The organism is uncultured Bacteroides sp., assembly GCF_910585845.1.
Lineage (GTDB): Bacteria > Bacteroidota > Bacteroidia > Bacteroidales > Bacteroidaceae > Bacteroides.
In genome coordinates this window covers 102,941-125,887 of the sequence record NZ_CAJUHF010000004.1, presented here as the reverse complement: position 1 = coordinate 125,887, position 22,947 = coordinate 102,941, and the positions used below count along the sequence as shown (strand labels likewise).

Annotated in this window: 13 protein-coding genes; 3 read left to right on the top strand and 10 right to left on the bottom strand. The window is 44.9% G+C overall.

The annotated features are described in order from the left end of the window. Positions 1-137: 137 nt before the first annotated feature. The 3 genes from QZ323_RS02425 to QZ323_RS02415 all read left to right on the top strand — a co-directional run bounded on the left by QZ323_RS02425 (position 138) and on the right by QZ323_RS02415 (position 2,189). Entirely contained in the window at positions 138-275 is a 138-nt protein-coding gene (locus tag QZ323_RS02425) for a hypothetical protein (protein ID WP_294632495.1), read from the top strand. 7 nt (positions 276-282) lie between these two features. Then, the gene (locus QZ323_RS02420; protein WP_294632493.1) at positions 283-750 is read left to right on the top strand and encodes a CYTH domain-containing protein; all 468 of its coding nucleotides are present in this window, start codon (positions 283-285) and stop codon (positions 748-750) included. Positions 751-896: 146 nt separating this feature from the next. Then, positions 897-2,189: a DUF4010 domain-containing protein gene (locus QZ323_RS02415; RefSeq protein ID WP_294632492.1), complete on the top strand. Its 1,293-nt coding sequence runs from the start codon at positions 897-899 to the stop codon at positions 2,187-2,189. 592 nt (positions 2,190-2,781) lie between these two features. Here the strand turns inward: QZ323_RS02415 and QZ323_RS02410 are convergent. The 10 genes from QZ323_RS02410 to QZ323_RS14430 all read right to left on the bottom strand — a co-directional run bounded on the left by QZ323_RS02410 (position 2,782) and on the right by QZ323_RS14430 (position 22,912). Further along, a complete protein-coding gene (locus tag QZ323_RS02410; RefSeq protein ID WP_032596993.1) occupies positions 2,782-3,903 on the bottom strand; it encodes a GNAT family N-acetyltransferase in 1,122 nt (373 codons plus the stop codon). Between the two features lie 192 nt (positions 3,904-4,095). Continuing rightward, entirely contained in the window at positions 4,096-4,344 is a 249-nt protein-coding gene (locus tag QZ323_RS02405; RefSeq protein ID WP_032596994.1) for a hypothetical protein, read from the bottom strand. 176 nt (positions 4,345-4,520) lie between these two features. Next, positions 4,521-5,000: a hypothetical protein gene (locus tag QZ323_RS02400; protein ID WP_032596995.1), complete on the bottom strand. Its 480-nt coding sequence runs from the start codon at positions 4,998-5,000 to the stop codon at positions 4,521-4,523. Then, a complete protein-coding gene (locus QZ323_RS02395) occupies positions 5,000-6,295 on the bottom strand; it encodes a reverse transcriptase domain-containing protein (protein WP_032597025.1) in 1,296 nt (431 codons plus the stop codon). Before QZ323_RS02395 ends, QZ323_RS02400 begins: the two co-directional genes overlap by 1 nt. 484 nt (positions 6,296-6,779) lie before the next feature. Beyond that, positions 6,780-13,679, bottom strand: a complete 6,900-nt coding sequence (locus QZ323_RS02390; RefSeq protein ID WP_294632490.1) for a CotH kinase family protein — start codon at positions 13,677-13,679, stop codon at positions 6,780-6,782. 5 nt (positions 13,680-13,684) lie between these two features. Continuing rightward, on the bottom strand, positions 13,685-13,990 hold the full coding sequence (locus QZ323_RS02385) for a hypothetical protein (RefSeq protein ID WP_032596996.1): 306 nt from the start codon (positions 13,988-13,990) through the stop codon (positions 13,685-13,687). A gap of 18 nt (positions 13,991-14,008) precedes the next feature. Then, entirely contained in the window at positions 14,009-17,791 is a 3,783-nt protein-coding gene (locus QZ323_RS02380) for a hypothetical protein (protein WP_051997795.1), read from the bottom strand. Between the two features lie 35 nt (positions 17,792-17,826). Then, positions 17,827-18,285: a hypothetical protein gene (locus tag QZ323_RS02375; RefSeq protein ID WP_032596997.1), complete on the bottom strand. Its 459-nt coding sequence runs from the start codon at positions 18,283-18,285 to the stop codon at positions 17,827-17,829. 1 nt (position 18,286) lies between these two features. Continuing rightward, a complete protein-coding gene (locus tag QZ323_RS02370; protein ID WP_051997796.1) occupies positions 18,287-22,675 on the bottom strand; it encodes a tape measure protein in 4,389 nt (1,462 codons plus the stop codon). Continuing rightward, entirely contained in the window at positions 22,676-22,912 is a 237-nt protein-coding gene (locus tag QZ323_RS14430) for a hypothetical protein (protein WP_084824269.1), read from the bottom strand. Between the last annotated feature and the right edge of the window lie 35 nt (positions 22,913-22,947).

Sequence of the window (22,947 nt, the reverse complement as noted above, 5' to 3'; positions counted from 1 at the left end):
TGCAATAAACTTATTAGCTTTAACACATGAACTGCCCCAAAAGTGACGAAGAACCATTTTTTCTTTCTTTTAGTTTGGAAACTTCCTAAATTTCCCGTTACTTTGTTAGCAGTTGAACTTTAAAACTAAAAAACATTATGGGAAAGAACAAGAAAAAGGCCGCATATAGCCGCAAAGAAGAACAACAAGCCAAGAAAGTGTTGCTGATTATCGGTGTGTCTGCATTGATACTGGTGCTGGTGATGCTGATAGGATATTCATTCTTAGGTAAATGACAGACGGATGTCGCAGGAAATAGAACGCAAATTCCTCGTGACGGGAGAGTATAAGTCGAAAGCGTATGAACAAAGCCGCATCGTGCAGGGTTATATCAGTAGTGCAAGAGGGCGGACGGTACGTGTACGCATCCGCGACGGCAAAGGGTATCTTACGATAAAAGGTGCTTCCAACGCTTCGGGAACCAGCCGCTACGAATGGGAAAAGGAACTGCCTTTGGAAGAAGCCGAAGAGCTGATGAAACTCTGCGAACCGGGAGTGATAGATAAGACCCGCTACCTGGTGCGCAGCGGACGACATACGTTCGAGGTCGATGAATTTTATGGTGAGAACGAAGGACTGATCGTGGCGGAAGTGGAACTCGCCTCGGAAGATGAGTTTTTCGAGAAGCCGGACTTTATCGGTCGGGAAGTGACAGGCGATGTACGCTATTACAATTCGCAACTGATGAAGCATCCGTACACGACGTGGTAAGAAACTTTTTATAATGAAAAAGGGAAAAGGAAAATAGAAAAGAAAAGGAAAGGAAAAGGAGAAGAGGAAGAGAAAGAGAAAGGAGAAAATAAGGAGTTACTTTCCTTCATTTTTCATTTTCAATTTTCCATCTAATACCGGGCAATATGGAGAAACTGTATGAATATCTGCCAAGGGAACTGGTCACCTTTGTATTAGTGACCTTATTCTCTTTACTGATAGGACTTTCACAGCGAAGAATCAGTCTGAAGCGCGAAGGAGAAACAACGCAGTTCGGTACGGACCGTACGTTCACCTTCATCGGGATTCTGGGGTATCTGCTCTATATACTCGATACGACGGAATACCGCCTGTTCATGGGGGGAGGTGCCGTATTGGGATTATTGCTCGGTCTGAATTACTACGTCAAACAGTCGCAATACCACGTATTCGGGGTGACGACCATCATCATCGCCCTCATCACGTACTGCATCGCGCCCATCGTCGACACGCAACCCTCCTGGTTCTATGTGATGGTAGTGGTCACCGTACTGCTTTTCACAGAGTTGAAGCATACCTTTACGGAGCTGGCGCAGCGCATGAAGAATGATGAAATGGTCACTCTTGCCAAGTTCCTTGCCATCAGCGGCATCATCCTCCCTATCCTGCCCAACGACAACCTGATTCCTGACATCAACCTGACGCCTTATACCGTATGGCTCGCCACGGTGGTCGTGTCCGGCATCTCCTATCTCTCCTATCTGCTCAAGCGATATGTATTCCACGAATCGGGCATACTGGTGTCCGGTATCATAGGCGGTCTGTACAGCAGCACGGCAACCATCTCCGTATTGGCACGCAAGAGCCGCAAGGCGCCCGCACAAGAGGCACCGGAGTATACGGCCGCCATGCTCCTAGCTGTCAGTATGATGTTTCTCCGCTTCCTCATACTGATAGGGATATTCAGCCAAGAGATTCTGGCAACGATCTATCCTTACCTGCTCATCATGTCCCTAGTTACGGCAGGAGTAGCGTGGCAGCTGCACCGGAAACGCCAACCCGTCTCCCCGACCGACAGGGAGATGGAGGAGGAAGACAGCAGCAACCCGCTGGAGTTCAAGGTAGCTCTCATCTTTGCCATCCTCTTCGTAGTATTCACCATCGTGACACACTACACGTTGCTCTATGCCGGCACCGGCGGTCTGAACGCCTTGTCCTTCATTGCCGGACTGAGTGATATCACCCCTTTCATCCTGAACCTGCTGCAAGGCTCAGGCATTGCCGTACTGGTAGTGACAGCCTGTTGCATGCAAGCCATCGTGAGCAACATTGCGGTCAACCTGTGTTATGCCCTGTTCTTTGCCGGACGCAGAAGCCCATTGCGGAAATGGCTCTTACGCGGATTCGGCAGTGTCATTGCGATCAACATCCTCTTACTCATCTTTTTCTATCTTTTATAGCAAAACTGTAATATTCGTAAGACATTGTTGTTCTCGGAGTTGCTGGAGTTCTTAGGAGTTAACGGGAGTTATACTCCGCTTCGCTCCGTTAGGAGTTAAAGGCCAATAGATTTGAGGTTTTGAGGTTTTAAGTTAATCGCCAACTAATAAACTCAAAAACTGGTCAACTCTGCCTATTTTGCTTTTTTAACTCCGAATCTTCCGTAGACACAAAAAACAATTTACTTTTGTTGCGTTCATTGTGACAAAACAGGTACAACTAACGTCTAATACCGAAACAGTCGATCAATATTTATCAAACAAACAAAAACTAAAATGAAAATGAAATGCCTATTGCTGCTTATGATGTATAATCCGCAAAACCATTTGGCGGCTGACAACAAAACGACGTGTTTAATTTTTCCGCTAAAACAAAAAACGAAGCGGCTAAAGAAAAGAAGCAAACAACACACTAAAAGTGTTATTCAAATGCTGTTTAAATCCCATTTGAATAACACTTTTTACATATAAAAATACAATGCAAAAAACGCATCAAACAACTTGCATAAATCAATTAAAATCGCTATCTTTACATCTGTAAATTAGGAGTTTTTTATTCGTTTCCTTGAATGCCGACATACTTGAAGCCTTGTATCGCTCTAAAGTGTCCGCCATATCCGCCTTTAGGGTCTTGTTTCGACTTCTTCAAGGAAGCAATATTTCTGGCCTTATTACATCCATATAGTGTTGCACTGCGTTGAATCCATCCTTTTTGCCTACGCAAAGAGTTACATAATTGTGGATGTGAAGTATTGAAATAGGTTGAATATTGCCTGCCACAACGCCCTTTCCCTTCCAAATGTAACCGGCAAACTTCATTCAGAAAAGCACTCCCAATACCTATACCTTGCCATTCCGGCAAAACAACCAACCTCATGGCTCTATATCCTTTACTCTGAAAGAAGGGACTGAAAGCTACATGACAAACAGGTTCACCGTTTACGCAACCAACAAAATAGGATGCAGCAACAGGATAAGGCAACTTCAAATAATGATGCGGCTGAAAATATTTCCAGAGTTTTCCACTTGTTTGGAATATATCGAGTTGTATTTGTGGTCGTTGCCGAAGACAGTCACGGCTCAGCCGCGCCTCCCTTGTATCATACACCCAATCCGGTTGCAACCATTCAATTATATCATAGTGACACGAAAGCAAAACAATCTTCCCCTTTCCTTTTCTCCAACTTCTTGCAAAAGCCGCCGCACCTACTTTTGCTACTTGCCGGTCTATCACGGAAGTAAATTCATCCACTACCGTGTTTTCCGGGTGTTCACATATCAGACGAGCCAATCCAGCCCGGAACTGTTCTCCGTTGCTCAATACATGAAACGGACGTAACCACGCAGGAACATCCCCCAGCCCTACAGAAACAAAAGCCTTTGTTACTTGGTTGAAATCACCATCGGGAGCAATCGCATCAATTATAGGCTTATCTACCGCCCAATTACTATATAAATCATATATCCCGGCATCCGGAAATATTTTAGAACCGATACTTGTCTTCCCTGAACCGGACGGACCTACGATAAGACCTATCTGCCAATCCTCCGAAATATCCGGAAGTTCTGCCACATGGTGCCAGTCACACCCTTTCTCTACATTAAACAGAGACTTCACACGGGCAGCACGATAGCTGTCAAAATCACTACATTTATGATTAACTTCTACAATCATACACACACGACTTTTAAAGTTAATCCCATTTCATGCAATCTCTCATAAACTTGGATTTGTTCCTTTTCATCAGAGCAAACCACAATCACACCATACTGTTCTTTGTACTTAAAATCACTCATAATGTTATCCTTTCTTCAATAATTATGCTGCAAATATGAAGAAAACAGGATTAACAGTAAACAAAACGCCTTATATATGCACTGCATCAGTCGTGCAGTTACTTCCAAACCGCTTTATTATCGCATAAACTTTACGTTCGCTCACTTGGTATTTCATGGAAAGGAAAGAAACGATATACGTAACTTTCTCCCCGTTATTACGCATGTATTCATACTCTGAATACAAATCTATAAACTTGCAATCATCCGGCTTAAATCCTATGCTGGATAACCTATTTAATAACTCCTTGTTAAAGTTCAATATCTCAAATACTGTCATAATCAAATTATTTTCTTACTTTTGCAATGCCAATCATTTATTTATCACATAAAAACGCCACGAGTGCGGCGGAGGGTACATGCCCCCGGTCGCGCACTCGTGGCGTTTTGTGTTAATAAATGATTGGCGTCTATATTAACAGGCCGGGGGCTTTTTTATTCTTCCCCCGATAGAATTTACTCGTACAAAGTCATATCTAAAGCATCTTTCTTCTTCCAGCCTTGACGCAAAGTATCTTGTATATACTTCATGGCACAAGTATAGAACTTTGTCAATTCCTCAATCGTAGTGAAAGTCTTATATACCGGCTCTGTATCTGTTCCAAATTTAAATACTACCGGAAGCGTATCACCATCAGTCTGAACCGCAAGGTCATAAGCGGCTTTGTAATTGAACTGGTTCTCTTGCGAAAGCCATACTGGTACCTCTTCATAATTAAAACCGGATAAGATTCGTTCTTCCGTTTGCCGATTATACCAATCTGTAATCAAAGCCCGGATTTCAGCCCTGTTCGGCTTGCAGACAAACTCTTCCTCCATATAAGTGACAACATCACCTTCACTCGGTACAACATCCCAACGGACACGCCATTTGTTTTTTACCGGATTGGTACATTCAAGCAGTTGTACTCCGGAATTTCCTTCTACTCTTCTCATCAGCTAAATACGTATTTAGTTCGACCTTTTCCGAAACTTTCCGTCTTGATAGTCGTTTCAAAAGGAAAGCCGTCCGGAATTTCTTTTATCTGCTGGAGGATGTTCTTCATTTCCTCCGAATTGGTAAAGAACTTTTTCGCTTCACCATTCTGTTCAATAGCAACAATACAGCGGTCTTCACCTTGTTCGGTTTTAATACCCATTTCAAAGTCTTTCACTACGATTGGCAAGTTTACCAACTCACGGATGGACACCACCGTACCCGGAAAACGCTTCTTTCCATCTTCCGGTTTGTACGCTACATTCAAACTTTTAAAGTCTCTCATTTTTTTGCCTGTTAATTGATTAAAAACCCTTATACAATCTGCGTGCTTGGCCATTCCATAAAAGGAAGCGACCAGTTCACGTTTCCTACGCTTACTTTGCACCTTGTGCAGCTGACGAGCAAAATTCTGTTTAACACGTTTCCGGATACGGACGTAATCCGGTCGGATTACATATCCAAGAAAATCAATGCCTTCTGTCACCGGAAAAATACGCTCGTTCTGCTTGACTTCCAGTCCGAGTTCTTCTATTTTCCTATGAATCAGCTCACGCACTCTCCACAATTCCGATTTTTTACCAAGCACGACTATATCATCACAATAACGGTAATAATATTCAATGCCGCACTCATCTTTCAAATAATGGTCAAGGCTCGACAAAAACAGATTACCAAGTCCCTGGGAACTCCGAAGCCCTATACTGATACCACTGGGCATCATGTGTACAAAATGGTCAAGTAACCCCAACAGGATTTTATCTTTGAAGACCCGGCGGGTACAATCCATAACCTTATCCTGACTGACACTTTCATAATATTTGCGTATATCCAATTTGTAGCAATACCGGGTATCTTCCGGATTGGCTTCCATGTCACGACGGATATAATTCAATAAATCGTGCATTCCACGTCCTTTTATGGATGCTGACGTAGTACGGATAAAGCGGCGACGGATACGTTCGTCCACTACACTCATAACGGCATGGATGGCAATTCTATCCTTTAACGGAAGTACTTGGATGCGCCGGAGCTTACCGGCTTCCATGACTTCCATTTCATGGTAGTTGCTGATACGAAAACTACCATTGGCCAGTTGTTCAGAAAGTTCTGCAATCACCTTCTCTTTACGGGCAAGTAATACGCGACCGGTGCGGCTTTGCTTACGCTTGCTACCACGGACTACGGCACGGAAAGATGTTTCCATATTGGAGTACGCCGTTATTTCTTCCATTAAAAAACCTTCTCTACGCATAATTTTTTTGTTTTTACCAGCCTTCAATCCTCCGGGTCTGACTTCTTCGAACCGTTTCCGGCCTACCAAACTCCACCCGACGTAGTTGTTTTCCGCCTTTCCGGCAAAAGCCGCTGCTGGCGAGGCTCATCCCCCTCGGCACCGATTCGGGTACACGTACCCGGTTCTGTACGCCGATAGTTTTTTATCCTTTGGACTGTTTCCGAGACGAGAACCGATGTTCGTGTTCGTGTTCGATGAATCGTTACCGCAATTCGCACGACAGACACCGGCGTTCGCATTCGCGTTGTTGTTCGACCGATAGACCACGCGGCCTATGGGGGAATCCACCTTTGGTTTATTTTCGGATGCAAAAGTAACATTTTATACGCTAACACTTTAATGAAAAATATTTTCGACGGGCTTACGCCCGTATTTTTCCCAGTTTTCAAACAGTATTACGCTTTCACGCTTTGTCGCTTCGCTCCCGTTTTTCGTTCACGCGTCACGCATAAGGTTTCAACGCCTTAAACGCTCCAACGCTGGTCGCGACTACGATTTGACCGCGGAAGGCGAGACGAGAACCGATGTTCGTGTACGCGTTCGATGAATCGCGACCGCAATACGCACGACAGACACCGGCGCCCGCATGCGCGTAGCTGAACGACCGATAGACCACGCGGCCTGCGGCACTACTTGGTATAAACTCATCACAATAATAAGTGGTTGAGCTTCCTTGCTGGGTCATGGCACATACCACATCCATATATTTTTGATGGACAACACCTGTTAAATAGCCGCCGGAAGTACCCGTCTTCACTTTGCGCGTACTTCCATCCGGCATTTCAATCACCATTTTATACTGTTCGTTAGCGGTAGTATTCGGAAGGCCGACTTTTCCCACCCATTCAGCCTTATTCCCATAAATATTCTCATAGCCCAAGCAATTACTTGAAGCAATCTGTACGTATTTATCCGCTCCATATTCATCCTGCGTTTTATACCAACACCATTCGGTCTTATGGTCTGGATTCACGGTATCACGCATTCCCAGAATCGAAGTTGTCCCCATAATGCGGCCATTGGTATTTTGGCCATAACCACACTGGTCTTGGGAATCCCGGCGGCCATAACGGGCAAAAAACAAATTCGCTATATCCTTGTGCATCTCCCAGTCTATCAGTTGTAGGCCGCGCTGGTCTGCATAATAAGTCATATCCGGCTGTGTCAGGGAAGCCACGCTGGTTTGCCCGTTGACCGCACTGTACAATTTGGAACCGATTGTTACAGCCTGAAAACACCCCACAAGACAGGCGGAGTGTTCTACCCAATCCGGCTCCAAGTCTTCTATTTTATCACTATTTGATAAAACGACACAATCAAAATCCGAACTGTTACGGGTGGTAAAATGAAGTTTGGTCGCCCCTTCCGGGACTTCCGAAATCAAATACATGCCATCCACAAATTTAGCATTCAACGTATCAACCATAACAGAATCTATTATCCTGCCGCTGTCGTCCGCAAACACGGCACCAATCAGACTGCTGCCAAGAACACTTGGAAAACGGACACGCTTATAACCAATTACGGCCACTGTCATGCAGGAATAGTTCGTGTCTGCTACATAAGAAGACTGAATATCCTGTTTGCCGACCTGTATCTTATTGCCGGTCTTGATACCTTTGGCCGCCACAATATCTTCATACGTGATAACGGTACATTCCGGGGTGTCCGGCATTTCCTCGTTCGTACTGAAACATGAATATTTCTTGTTGTTCAGATAATCATTAATCCCCTTATACCAATAATGTGGCTCATAAACAAAAACATCACCTTCCGAACTGTCCAGTTTAGCCGGGCTACAACCGGTTACTTGTTCCGCATCCGCATAATAATTGGAATCCTCATCATGCAGGGGATATATGGTCATGGTTCCCTTTACACCTTGTTTGCCCAAACAACGAAAACGCCGGTTCATTATACCGGTAATATGCGCACTCGGAATATAAGAATTTCCATATTTGTAACCGGTCTCATTATCCAGATTGGAAATATTCGCATCATCCGCCACCGTATCATCAAACTCTATCATCGTATATTGCGGCTGGCGGATATTCAACTCATCAAAGCGTTCCGCATATTTGGAATAAATATCATCATTCAAGTATTTCGTCAGCTTATAAGTACCACATAACTTACAACGGCTGCCGGTAGTATTCCCACTGGCATCAATACCACCCAGACCGGCATCATACCATTTTTTCAAATCGCTACCGTCACCTTCAAGTTCAAGACCGGTTATACGGATATACTTCAATTTACTACCGGTACGCCCCAACACTTCTTTGAATAATGCAAAACCGTCAAGACTTGCACAGTTCTCAACCCAAAGGCCGGTCAATGACTGCATGTTGTCAAACGTAATACCGCTACGTTTAATCCCCGGAAGGGAACGGAGGGTCAATGTTTGATAACCGTCCGGCAAATGTAATTTGTTCAAGGGGCAGCCCTCCGCAAAGTTCATTGTGGCTAAAGAGGAACATCCACCAGCTTCTACTTCAACCAGACGGCTGCATTCGGACAAATCCAAAGAAGGAAGCAACACATAATTACGGACATCCAGTTTTTGAAGCATGGGAAGTTTGTCGCCAATAGCTATTTCTGTCAAATTATAAGTACTGCCGCTACGCCCCATTACCAATTCCTCCAAACGTGGAAGGCGTGGAAGGTTCAAATCGGTAAAACCGCCCCATGCGGACAGATCAATCTTCCGGGCATATTCACCGCCGTAAAAATGAAAGATGGTTCCTACATTGGCCATCTGGTCATACGTGAAACTCCATTCAGTACCGGCGGACACTTTCGATTGTTTCAAGACCGCCGCCTCGCGGACAAAGGTGAAATAAAAATCACGGGTAGCCCATGCACGGATTGTAGCACCGGCGGCACTGTTACCCTTAAAAGTCAAGTCTGTTACCGTGTATTGTCCGGTCATATACCTTGCATCAAACAACCCGAAACGGTTTGTAAGCCACCAGTGGCGATGCGCCTTGCGGCTTCCCTGCATGGCTTCCAGATAGGAATAAGTAACCGTGGAAACCTGACCGTTCTGATTCACTTCCACGCCTTTGGTCTTTGGCGTGACATATTTATTCAATGCGTCAATATTGTAAATGCGTTCACAAAACTTACCGCTTTGCTCGTCGTCGAAGATATTGAACACAAGTTCATTCGTCATACGGGCACGCAGACGCTTGTAAGCGGCACCCAGTTCATCAGGGAATTGCTCACGAAGATTCTTCCATAATACCGAATCGTGACCGGCATACGCATATACTGTCTTTTCAGGAGTAGTAAGTTCCGTATCAACCGTGTCGTTGTCCAAATCCCAGTTGTATTTCAAACGACCGTCATTACGCACGCCAAGAATCGTGTCGTTATCGTAAAATATCATATACGCCAACATTTTGGCTTTATCAGGATCATACCAGAAAGCCATCATCATGTTCTTAACACGCTGGTCAACGCAACCGAAAATCTCAGTGAACATGTAATAGTCACAAAGGTAATCCACATCAAAATAGTCGGGCAATTCGGCTTTGAACTTTGCACCGTCATTCTGTGTACTCTTTACCCATTTCACGACACGCATCAGGTTTTCAGGCTTTTTTGTCCCGGCCTCATATTGGGCATTTATATCATCATCATCCGGGAAACGGGCTTCAAAGACTTTAAGCCAGTGAGGGGTTCCGTCTTCATCCAGCGCGTCAAAATCATCATCAAGAAACATACCCATTTCATAGTCATTGTTCAGAAACTCCCAACATTCGGTGGGATTCTGCCCTCCGAACCTGTCCGCAACCCACTGTTGGTCGTGATAGCCCGGAATATCCAAAAAACCGAACACCGCTTCCGTTGACTTGTCATTGTTGAAATTGAACTTACCTAAGAATTGCGGCATATCATCAACCGTATTGCGGTAAAACAACATGCAGGGAAAACCATCCACCGTAGTACGTACGTCATACGGGTAATCCCCTGATACATGCTTCTGTACCGGGGTAAGTTCCCCTGCGGATTTCAATACACGGTGTACCATCTTGGCCATACCGGTATTGTGCGAACTGGAGCTTTCCGCATAATCGGCCTTGAAACACCAACAGTCAACCGGCGCGGCTTGTTTCTGATCACTCGTAGCAGCGCGAAAAGAATATTTTGCATCTGCCTGCAAGACGCCGCCAATACCTTGTGCATCGCATCCCAGATAAATCTGCCCGGCTTCCTTGTTGGCATTTTTGATATAAAGACGATAATTCTTTGTAGGGTAAGCCAAAGAGGATGTACCCTGCAAGGATATGCAACCGCCTACCAGCCGGAAATTCATCGCAGGATTAGACCTGTCCACATATAAGGCTTCCGATATATCATACTTCGTTTTTTTATTATTGTTCACGGCGGCCTGCAGGACTGTCGGCACACCGTTTTCCTGCTGCCCCGTAATGATAATGTAAGGCAGGTTATACGGAAGGGAATCCACGCTGATCTCTCCGTTGCCGTCCAATACATTATTTTCCTCATACTTGCCGACAAGTTCATCCGCACCGCCCAAGTCCATCATGTACGCATCAAGCATCTGCGAATCGGTCAGATAGACAGTGTAGGCACGCATGGAATAGACATCCAGCGTACAGCCACCGGAACCCATTGCAATATATTGGGGGAAGTCCTGATAAATGCTGTCGGAAGCCCCGCGCTGTACAGAACCGGACATAATACCGTTTACATATAAATACAGCATATTGTCATTCAGTTTTTCATCCTCCGTACTTTGCGCACCGGCTTTCGGATAGGCCACAAAACCGATATTATATATTTCATCCGTTGCAAACTTGGTTATTACCGTACTGTTGCCCCTGCTCACCATTTTAGCCTCTTGGGTAGTAATGACAAAACCGGTACCGTTCTTATCCACGCAACGGACAACCTCCGCATTTTCATCCATTACATTGGTAACCTTATAGCGTATCATAAATGCCATTGCACCGGTGGCGTTACTCTCCGGTGCCGCCAAAGGCTGGAAACGGACTTCGGCACGTGCGTCATCCGTCATACGGAGGGCACCGTTCATCCAGCCGTCACCGCCCCACTTAAAACCGGTGAATACCGTTTCAATATCATTATAACGCCATTCCTCACGGTTTACATCACTGTTGGAACGCCCGGTGGCGGACAGTTTCAACACCATGTTATCCGTAGGTTCCGTAATTTGAAGGTCGGACTTGCTCACTTCAAGAGAAAATACATATTGACCGGTACCGCATACCATGCTGCATTGGACAACACCGGCATTCATGGCACGGGATTGGAGTTCCGTGCGGACAAAGGAAACACTTGCCGAAGATATAAGGTTGCCGCCTTCATACACTTTTACCGTAGTTGGAATCTCTTTCGGGTTATATGCCGCATAAACCAATGTGTAGTTGTCATATTGAGAAACCGGAATATAAGGACGTGAACCGGATTTGATTACAGTTCCATCCGAATAATCGAAACGCGTGGCGAACACAGGCGTATTTTTCCCTTCCTCGCGGACGGCAAGGTCAAAATAAATACTGTTGCTTTTTATCAAGGAACCGTCTGCCTGTTCCAGTTCCGCCACCAACTGCACGGAATGCGAACCGTGGGAAAGTCCGGAAGTATTCACACTAAAAGAACCGTTCGCGCTGGAAGTGCCAATAGTGCGGTCTTCCGTATCCTTACCATCTATATACATACGGAGTGTTTTACTCCCGGAACCGGTAAGGGCAAAAGGTACGGAAACGGTATCGCCCTTATGAATAACCATTGCCACATTGAAGGAACTGGCCAGCGTCAGCAGGATGGCCGTTACCGTCCATGATATACTGGATACCTGCTGTTCCTCACCGCTACCGGCCACTACCCGGATGCGCACCGTATTACTGCCCGTACCGATATACTTGGTCACATCCAGCGTGGTCGTGCTTCCGGCGGCGATGTCAAGTTCATAACTGCTGGAGACAGCTCCACGGGTAACGGTTATAGTAGCTTTCGCACCGTTCCCGGTGGAATTACCGGAAGCCGTGTCTATCTGATCGTATATGAATTGGAGTTTAACGGTGTCACCCAACTTGACGGTAGGATTAGCTGTGATACGGGTAAGCACAATTTTAGTAGTGGCAATGCTGCCACCGCCGCCACCGGTAAAGGATTCAGTAGTACTCAGTACCTCTCCGTTTTTATCAAGCAAGGAAATGGAAAATGCCTTGTCATCGCCTTCCCCTATCGTGTTCAGTAATACAGAAGCTCCCGCCTGAATATTTTCAATGGCAGCATGGACGGCTTTGCCCTGTACGGGATTAGTGCCGTCAGGGGTAAGGGTTTCATCCACATTCACTACGGGTATATTTATGGTTCCGGTACCTTCCGCGTCCGGCGTTATATCCTTACTTTCCGTACCCATTGTCACATGAAGTTTTTTTATCGCATCACCACCGCCGTGTCGGCTCCATGCCGAAGGTACAAGAAAGCTGTCTGTTCCGGTACCTTCAAAACGGTAATCCTCCCACTTCCCGGCAGATGTCTCAAAAGTGATTATCGTGCCCGGCTTGTCTTCATCCTCGATTTCTGCATCCTTCATGGCGGCAATGGCAGTTGCTTTTGTATAATAGCCGTTCTCCAGCGGATGAAGGTGCGTTACATTATAAAAACCGCTTCCGGAACCGGAACCGCTACTCTTTACCAAATCACCTTTTTCATTATCCCACACATACAGGATGCCGTCATATAAGTAAATCTTATCTTTCAGCATTTCTGTACGGGCAGCATTCATATACAAGTCGGCGGCAGGAACATCCTGCACATTCCAGTCATTATAATATTTGTCACCAATAAAATAAGCAAAGACATGAGAACTACGGACATAGACAACAGTTCCACCTTCATCGGTGGATTGCAGTTGTTGGATAGTGACATTTTCCACAATACCGGAAAAACGTGCCGTTGCACCCCTTAAAGCTGCCCCGGCTGTATTTTCATACTTATTTATTACATTCCCCGCCTCCAAGGCTGCTTTTCTGGCTTCTTCTGCGGCTTTCTCTGCCACACTTGCCTTTTTTGCCGCATCTTCTCCCTTTTGGCTTGCATAATCAGCCTTTTCTTTGGCTTCCTTTGCCGCATCCTCTGCTTTGACCGCTGCATCCGTCGCAGGCTTGGATAACAGAGAGACAGGAACCACCACTACTTTACTTCCCTGCATGGCAGGAAGGGAATTAACCCCGGTTAGAGAAGATACGGTTTCCAGTTCCGAAACACCTTGTGAATTGGCTTTCACTTGATTCAGCACATCTTTTACAATGGCTTCTTTTTCCTCATTCGTTATTGCCATAATTATTATCCTTCTATTAATTTTATTATTTGTGAAAAACATCCGGGAGTCAACCCACCAACAGCTTCTTTTATCAATACCGCATCCTCCAATGTTATATCTACTTCCGCAGTGGAGCCCATTATTCTCATACAAAGATTATAGGACTGTAGTTTTTTTTCATTGTCCACTTGCAAATTACCGGTTGGATTGATACCGGTTCCGTTAAACAAACATTGTGCAACAATCCTTCCAATGCTTTGGGGTTTATCATTTATCAATAATTCACCACCATCAAAATCTTTAAAATACGTATTGAAATTTACCTTCATTATATAAATATTTAATAGTTATCCATATTGAATCAAAAGTCCGTTTACAAATCTCCATCTAACGCCACCGGCAAAAGATATATCCTTGGTCAGCCCTTTGGTATAAGAATACGTGCCATCACTGCCAAGTCCCCAAGAAGTACCGATTTCATTGGCGAGTATCACCCCACAATACACATTCCCGTTCACATGTACACCACCATCAAAATAGCCAGCGTAAGTGTTGGCACTGATAGGATAACTTTGCCCGGAGGATTTACTGGAAGCATAAATGGCAGCCCCGCCAGAATTGGAACCTACAGCCTTCACCCCAAATTTACCCTGCGTAGCCGCATTAAAAGACACGTCCACAATGCCTTCCATGCCTGTTTGTGATACTCCCAACTTTAAACTACGGGAATCATTTCCAAAATAATCACCGGACTTCCAATACAAGCGTCCGGATTCAATAGTAAAACCACCGATTTTACCTTCGTAGGCATACACCGTTCCATAAATTTTAGCATTACGTGTTTCAATACTTCCGTCAAGCAATATTTTAAAATTATTATTCGCTGTTACCAATCCTTCTAAAGTGATGTAATCTCCCTTTATCTTGACACCTTCAACGCTCGCACCTATGAGGGATTTAAGATTTCCGTTTTCATCAACTACAAATGCTCCGGCTGCATCCTTCTTGGTTATAAGCCCGGCACCGGAAACAAGATGTCCGTGTTCATCAAACAGGCCGGAAGCCATCAGATTCATGTCGGCTTTCGTTACAATCTGTGAACTTTCAATTATATTGCCGTCCTTATCGAAATTGGAAGCCGCAATCTTGATTAGCTTTTCACTCTGTTCGAATAATGTTTTGTATTTATAAGCCAACGCTTCCGCACGGTCTGTAGAAAGTACCAGCATGTACAGATAGATTTCACCCGTAAAAGACAGTTTAAAATCACCAGTTCCATTCCAAAGCCCGGAGTGGTTGAATATCTGATAACCGTCCGTCACTTCCAGCTCCCCGTCATAAGTGAACATGTTGAAGTTTTCAAAGCCGGTCTTATCCGCATTCTCAAAATCTATCCGTAAACGTCCGGCTTTGGCTACACGGTAGAAAAAAGCAAGATAAACCGCTTCCGGCCTTTTCTCACCTTCGTCGTTTACATCCGTATAGGTTGGAATGAAACGAAAGTTCTCATGTTTCTGGATGATATGTTTATTACAGATATATACAGTTACACGTCCGTCATCATTACGAACACAAGCATAATCCGTCTTTGTGGACAGTGGCGCATCGTTTACCCAAATCCATTTGCCACCTAATAGAAAGAAGGTCGCTTCATTCTCTGTGTCCCATTTGTTCATTCCATCGCCAAATGAAGCATTATCCAGATAACTCTTATCTTCCGTAAATTCCTTTCTCAATCCTTCAACGGCGGATGAAATTTTACCTTCAACAATTTCAAATTTTGTCAGAATATCCTCACCGGTCATCAAGATAAAAGTACCTCTCAAATACACATTGTCACCATACAATCCATTGTCATGCGGTTGATTATCCAGCGGAAAACGGTCATCCTTAATGCCGTCCAGGTTTCCAAAACGCACACGCAGACAACCGTTGAAATTCTTGGACTTTACGCCATCCAGCACATCGACACGGGGTTGTCCATCTTCGGTGGCAGCTATGGAGATAAGGTTCTGACGTAACGGATTTTCAGTATTACCCATCAATACACACTCATCACCGGCCACCGGTTCCACTCCGGAAAATTCCGACACAGGAACCGTTATTCCATTGGAATCACTTCTGGAAACTTCAACCCAATACCCCTTTATCGCACCTGTAAAAGAGGCACAACGCATCAGGTCATGTTCAACAAAGGCGTTATCTTGTTCAAAAACGATTTTATAATTATCCCCTTCACGTATAACACTCTTTATTTTGCCATTAGCCGCAGATACAATAAACTGCCCGCCGATACTGCGTACCTTTTCTATAAGCAGTTCCAACGCTACCAGTGTCTGACGAATGGTCACCTTGTCAACGGTAAGGTTGGAAAGTCCGGTCAGTTTATCCATCCATAACTGGAAACCTTCACCCAACATGCCATCCACAAACTTGGTGCTACGCAACAGTTCACGGATGACTGCGGTAAGAAATTCGGCATTACCCTCACCGTCAACACAGCCGCCATTTACCCCCTGTTCAAAACGCCCGAAATAAACACCTTTCAAATAGGTTATTATCTCTTTGGCCGTATCGGCTTTGAGTTTACTTATGAACTCCTTTTGTGAACGCCGGGAAGAAAACAGGTTATTATCTGTCGGAAGGGTGTTATCCCAACTTTTAATAATATCAGGGAATGTCGTTGTAGCAGTCTTAACCTCAGTCCTTATCGTCGTTATACTATCCTGCATACGGGATTGTGAGGTTTTGGAAAGAACATCACTGATTTCTATATCCGCCTCATTGGGACGCTGTACATTCCGGGTGATACGGGTTATACGGCTTTCACGATACCCGGTTTTAGGGAAATACCGGTCACTTACAAGACGTACGCGCTGTCCGATAGTCAATACCACTCCGCGCTGATCCAAGTTGATATAGTCCGTCCGGCATTTGAAGACAGAACGGTCGGTCATTCCGGAATGGGTCTCTAAAAAATCCCCGACCGCATCACCATACTCCGTTTCAGCCGCAGGATAGTATTCATCCGGCATACGGATATTATACAATATATAAGCATCACCCGTTTTTGGAACAAGCAAACCACCTGGCACTTGTGTGTCATCATCATAAGGAAAGGTGGTTATAATCTCAAAACGCTTTGTACTGGCATTATAATTTACTTCAAAATCACGTCCGGCCAGTTCCCCGTCCTGAAAAACAACATGTTTCACCAAACCACCGATTTCATAGTCATTCGGGTTAAAATTCAGGCTTTCATCCGTGAAATAATAAACGGTAAATTCAGTCCCGTCATCATTTTTAGCCTGTTCGCTGCTTACAACGGACACATGGCCGGTACGACGGGGGAATATCTTCTCGAAGGCTTCCGCCTCATAGTGCTCAATGACACCGAACTCCTCTGTATTCCTTTCCACGTATTTATCACCTGTAGGAAGCTGCAAACGGGAGTGTCCATATTTCTCCGGGTCAATATTCTTGGTGCTGCCTACCGGAAACAGACGTGTAAAGAATTTTACATTATCCGCATTATCCCGTTCGATAGAAAGAAGGCCGTTATCATAGCCCAAATCAATCGGTTCATCATGCTCACACCGGGAAAGGTTGACGGTCATTCCCTCCATCCACCATTCGGCACCTTCACCAACGGCATCTGAAATTTTATTCAATGCTTCATTGACGTATGTCCCACCGGAATAATCAATCACAAGGTTTTCCGTAGATATGCAGTCACCGACTTTCCAGTCCGTTATATTTCCCATCCAACGGTTAAGGTTCTTTACCACCATTGCAAGCTGTTCACGCGCAGGCGCAGTATAAGCTTCCAACGGGACATTTTCCGAACTAAGCATCAATGCTTGCCTGACAATGCTCTGTGTCCCGTAAAACTTCACATTATATTGCCACTCTACAGTACTGGCTTGTTTGGGTGTATAGGCTTCAACCAGCCAGAAACGGGCACCCAGGAACTCAACAAAATCCCCCGGTTCCAAACGGACACATTCATAAGAAGTCAGGGACAGGGTAAGAATATCATCCTCCTGTACACCGACCTGCTGATTGGAACTGTCAGATTCACACAGTACCACACGTGGTTCTTTATTTCGATCATATACTTGCAAAGCCATTGTTTTAATTCGTTTTAAATGCTGTTCTTATACCATTAGAATGCCGGTTGAGGCTCCCGGAACATAACAGGGAAACGAGCCAAAGAGCCGTCATCCGAGTAGGCAAGCTGTTCCCAGCCGGAAGGAAAATCTTTCAGATAAAAACGGAATGTCGTTTCAATTTCCGGCAAACGGAATAACAGCCACCCCTTATAACCCTTACGAAGAAATTCCCTGAACGCGGAACGTTTTCTTATAAAGTCTGCCCGACTGACCGCTTTAATGGCAAAAAACAAGGTCACATCACGCGGCTTGAATGTCACCGTCAGTTCGTCCGGCAGCCTTTCACCATCACGTTCACGAATATCCACCGCAATCTGCTCCTTTGTTCCGGCTGATGAAAACAGGGCATCATAATTTTCGTGCCCGTTCTTCGTTTTCTCCGCAAGAAAGGCACCATATTCCTCATACACGTCTATATCATTGATATATAAAAGTCCTTCTAATATTTCCATGTTACCGCGTTTTTACACCATCCCTTTTAATGGTGGCTATGTCCGACTTCATTTCACTAATCGCCTTGTCTATATTTTCCAGATGCTTTTTACTCTCACCGGTATTTTCCTCTATCTTCTTCAAATGCCCTATTGCCGTATTCATGCCTTCGGAAATTTCCTCCACATTCCCGTCAATATTGATTTCATGCTCCAACATGGAACTATATAAACCTTCCAAACGGGTAATGCTTTCCTGTGAGGCGGCTTCATAGGCACCGGCCTTACCGCTTTGACTGGCACCGTCCTTTTCCCAAAGATTGATGCCCTTATCAGCCGCCATATCCCTGTACTGTTCCAAAAGAGAATTATAATACCCCTGCTGGTTCAGAATATTATCCGTCATATTATCCAGTATTCTCACATAATTACTGAATTTCTGTTCATCGGTCAGTTCGTCATTTTTCATCACACCCAGCATTTCATCCTGCGCCCGTTCTATGTAAGGTGCCAGAGTGACCGTATAAATCATCTGTTCGGCTAAATCCTCCAACATGCCTGTAACGGCATCCACAAAATTTTCTGCTGCATCGGTACCGTTACGGAAAGCATCCACAAGCGCATCGCTCAAAGTCGTACCCAAATCGCCGAAAATCCCCTCAAAATAGCTGCGGACTTCTTCCCATGCCTCCTCAGCCTGCCGGGTAAGGTCTATCATGTTCTGCAGGGCTGCCTTATCTTCCTCTGACATCTCACGGGTGCTTACAATCGTTTCGGCTAAAGAAGCATTGAATTTACCGTTCGCATCCACCAGCTGAGGATACACGTCAAGTATGGAGGAATAAATATCCTTTCCCTTTCCCCAACCGAAAAGACCGGTTTTTTTATGCCCCGTCTTAACCTCTATATCGGCCAAACCCGAATAAACATCCTTCTGAACATTGTAGTTCCGGTTAAACGCCCGGTCAAAAAAGGCATTACCGGTACTTTTGTATGCAAAGGCATTCTGTTGGGATGCACTACCTTCCAATTCTTTCTGTAGCTGTTTATAGGCTTCCTTCATCACCCTTACCGCATTGGCTGCTTTGCCGTACTGATCGACACCGAATATCGTGGACGCTTTCTCATACGCCAGATTCTGTTCCAACAATAAGAGGTTATACGTTCGTTGCTGGGCTATTTTTTCATTCATTACAGCCTTTAATGCCGCCTGGTGACGGGCTTCCGCAGCAAAGGCTTTCCCTATAAAATTGGCTGCTTCACCAACAGCCGAAGCAATACCACCGACTATTCCCCCTTTGGCAAAACCCTGTCCGATATTGGAAATGGCACTCATGGCATCCTGTATGCCACTCATGGCATCCGCAGCACCGGTGTTTCCCATTTCTTCAAACATATCAGACAAGTTCCCGGCGAGATTACCTATCAAATCAGCCGTTTCCGATGCTGATTCACCAATTTTGGCAAGCTTCTTGGTAGTGGTTTCCTTGTCATCTCCCGTTTTAAACAATGCCTTTAAATCGTTTATCAAAGTGGAAAAAGGATTTTTCTTTACTCCTACTGAATACAATTCCTCTACCGCCTGCTGAATGGCTTTCAAATCTTTCGGTGAAGACTTCAAGGTTTTTAACTGCTCTGCCGTAAAACCGAATTTTGGAGTTATATCCTCCGATGGTGTAGTGGACAGATAAGCCAGCAATTCCCTTGTGGAAGCGGTTATCTTATTTATTTCCGATACGGACTTATTGGAAGCATCCTCAAACAAGGCAATAAGAAAAGTGGAATTTTTCTGCATTTCCTCCATTTCGGTATCATTAACTTGCTTGAGAGCCTCCTTGCGCCGCTTTTCCAATTCGGTTAAAGCAGTATTCTTAATATCTTCACCCAAGGGCTGGCCGTCCGCTCCGATTCCATTCTCCACAATCTTACGCTGGGCATCAAACTGTTTATTTATAGCCGCACGTTGTTGTTCATAACTACGGTATTTCCCTAACAGTTCTTTCAACAGTTTGTCTTCCGAACTCTTTTTATACAAAATTGCGGCATCTTCATAATCTTTCAACTGTTTTTTCTGGCTTTCAGAAAGGTCATCAACCGTAACCACCGGAGAAGTAAGTCCCTTTTTCTTATAATCCGGATGGGCGGTTTCAAATTCAAGTTGAGTTTTATCCTGCAACTCTTTCACCCATTGCTGTTCACGTCGATGGTTTTCTTCGATTAGCTTATCATAATGTAAATTTATGGCGGCTTTTTCTTTCTCCACACCTTCATCCATTGCGGAAATACGGGCTTCACGAATTTCAAACTCGCTCTGCCGTTCCTGTCTGGCCAGACTTTGCGTATATTCTCTTATCTGTCTCTCACGGGTGTCTTTCTCCACTTTTAAGCGGTTGGCGGTTTCCACCGCTGAAGTACCCTTGACGGTTTTCGTTTCACCGCCCAAATTCTCATACTTCTTTTTGGCCGATTCCTCTTTCTGTCGGGCTTTTTCTAACGCAGATTTATAGGCGGCTTCATCCGGGTATTTGATACGGTCGTTACGACCGGCTATGATTGACGTCACTTCGGCCTGTGCCTTTCCCCATGCAACCTTCGCATCGTTCAAGAAATCTTTGGAAGCATTTTCTTGAATAGTTTTTATACGGACGTTAAGTGTCTGAATACGTTTTTCAAGGGCTTCCGTGCTGACAGGCATCGCTTCTCCCTGTATTTGCGCCCATTTCTTGCCTGTATCTTTAGCCAGTTTCAGAAGATTCGAATAGCTTTGTGACATAGCCAATGCGGCATCTGCATTCATACCGTTAACAGAAGCTTCCCACTGGGTTTGTGCATCAGCTCTCACTTTTTCGATGTCTTGGGATATGGTGCCTTCCGCAGCTTTTATCATTTCGGACAACCCGGTCGTAAACAACTGAAAAGTTCCTTTGCTGGAATTAACTTCCGAACGGTATTTCTTGGCCAAGCCTGCATATTCAGCTTTTTCATCGGTTGAAAGGCTATTATAACCGTGGTCAGTACTCTTGTCAAACAGTTCTTTATACCGTTTCAACTCGGAAAGCCGCTTACGGTCATCTTCCAAATTCTTAATACCTTTCAATGTTTTCTCTTCACGCAACTCTTTGTTGTAATCCCTACGCACATCCGTCAGGTGTTCAACCAGTTCTTTCTCCGTCTTATATTGGTTAAACACAGAAGGCATAAGGGTTTTCAGTTCGTTCAGCTTCTCCAGTTTTTCCGCCTCCGTCCGATTCTCATCCTGAATGGCTGAAATCAACTCTTCTATTTTGCCCTTGCGCTGATTCAATAAATCCGCCTGCTCTTTCTCCCGATTATTCACCCGGCCTAATTCATCTTCCAGGACGGTACAACTTTTAGAATAAGCAACAGTGGCGGCAATCAAACCGACAACAGCCATTGTTACCAATACATAAGGATTGGCCAACATGGTTTTATTCAAAGCTGCGGTCTTCGCCTTCAATATATCCGTAACAGCCTGCATCTTGGTCATGCCGGCCATTTGCACCAACGTGGATTGGTAACGCAATTTCTCAGCAACGTGAACGGCCATGACAGCCGCCTTGTAGGAACCGTAAATGCTGATACAGGTTACAAGGGCTTTCCCTACTTCATCGTAGTTCTTGACAATGGCTGTTGCCATCTGAAGACCATCTACATATACATCCTGAAACTTGGTTCCAAGCCCGTTTAACATATCATCCACCGCTCCTTCATAATTGGATTTCATGCCGCGAACGCCTTCGCTCTGTTTCTCCAGCATACCATGAAACTTACCGCCTTCTGCCGTCGCATCGGCAAAAGCCTGTGCAACCATTTCGGCGGAAACGGCACCCTCTGACATTTCATCCTTCAACTGTGCCACAGACTTGCCGGTACGCTCTGAAATGGTCAGCAAAGGATTGAAACCGGCATTTATCATCTGGAGCAAATCCTGCCCTTGTAACTTGCCGGTGGCATACATTTGAGAGAAAGCCAATGTCATGGAATTAAAACGTTCGGCATCTCCCATTGTAATATCACCGATTTGCTTTAAGATTGGGATTACACGTTCCGAATCCACACCAAAACCTAACATCATCTGGGCACCTTTGGACAGGTCATCCAACATTAAAGGAGTTTCTACGGCAAAATCTTTAATTTCCGTGAAGAAAGCACTTGCCTTGCTTTTACCGCCCAAAAGAGTATCAAAGGATATTTGGAAACTGTCAATCTGGCCACGTACATCCATCATGACCTTACCGAACTCTATGGCCTTGTCAACGGTAAAAACCGCACCAACGGTCAGTCCGACACGTTTAAGCGTCGAATCCAACAGGTTGGCTTTTAACCGTGCATTGTCAAGACCGCCGGACAACCTGTCACGCATCAAAAATTCGATTTCTACCGGTTTCATTTATTTTAAACGTGATTGGAATAATTCGGTTATACGGCTTTTTCTTTTACCGGTAGCCGCAGACGGTTTGTTTTTCTTCTGTTTCTTATTTATAGGTTTACTGTCTTCTTGCCCCGGTTTTCTTCCGGTGCTTACATAATGTGGTGCATCATGTAACATCATCTGCAAAGTCTGCAAGTTTATACCCCAAAGGATATAATTAACGCTCCATCCGGTGGCAGACGCTATTTGCCAGATAAACCCGAAGAGGCTATGGGAACCTTCATAACGAC

Bases quoted from the DNA above. Each gene is read 5' to 3' on its own strand.
- QZ323_RS02425 (WP_294632495.1), top strand. From the start codon at position 138: ATGGGAAAGAACAAGAAAAAGGCCGCATATAGCCGCAAAGAAGAACAA.
- QZ323_RS02420 (WP_294632493.1), top strand. From the start codon at position 283: ATGTCGCAGGAAATAGAACGCAAATTCCTCGTGACGGGAGAGTATAAG.
- QZ323_RS02415 (WP_294632492.1), top strand. From the start codon at position 897: ATGGAGAAACTGTATGAATATCTGCCAAGGGAACTGGTCACCTTTGTA.
- QZ323_RS02410 (WP_032596993.1), bottom strand. From the start codon at position 3,903: ATGATTGTAGAAGTTAATCATAAATGTAGTGATTTTGACAGCTATCGT.
- QZ323_RS02405 (WP_032596994.1), bottom strand. From the start codon at position 4,344: ATGACAGTATTTGAGATATTGAACTTTAACAAGGAGTTATTAAATAGG.
- QZ323_RS02400 (WP_032596995.1), bottom strand. From the start codon at position 5,000: ATGAGAAGAGTAGAAGGAAATTCCGGAGTACAACTGCTTGAATGTACC.
- QZ323_RS02395 (WP_032597025.1), bottom strand. From the start codon at position 6,295: ATGCGTAGAGAAGGTTTTTTAATGGAAGAAATAACGGCGTACTCCAAT.
- QZ323_RS02390 (WP_294632490.1), bottom strand. From the start codon at position 13,679: ATGGCAATAACGAATGAGGAAAAAGAAGCCATTGTAAAAGATGTGCTG.
- QZ323_RS02385 (WP_032596996.1), bottom strand. From the start codon at position 13,990: ATGAAGGTAAATTTCAATACGTATTTTAAAGATTTTGATGGTGGTGAA.
- QZ323_RS02380 (WP_051997795.1), bottom strand. From the start codon at position 17,791: ATGGCTTTGCAAGTATATGATCGAAATAAAGAACCACGTGTGGTACTG.
- QZ323_RS02375 (WP_032596997.1), bottom strand. From the start codon at position 18,285: ATGGAAATATTAGAAGGACTTTTATATATCAATGATATAGACGTGTAT.
- QZ323_RS02370 (WP_051997796.1), bottom strand. From the start codon at position 22,675: ATGAAACCGGTAGAAATCGAATTTTTGATGCGTGACAGGTTGTCCGGC.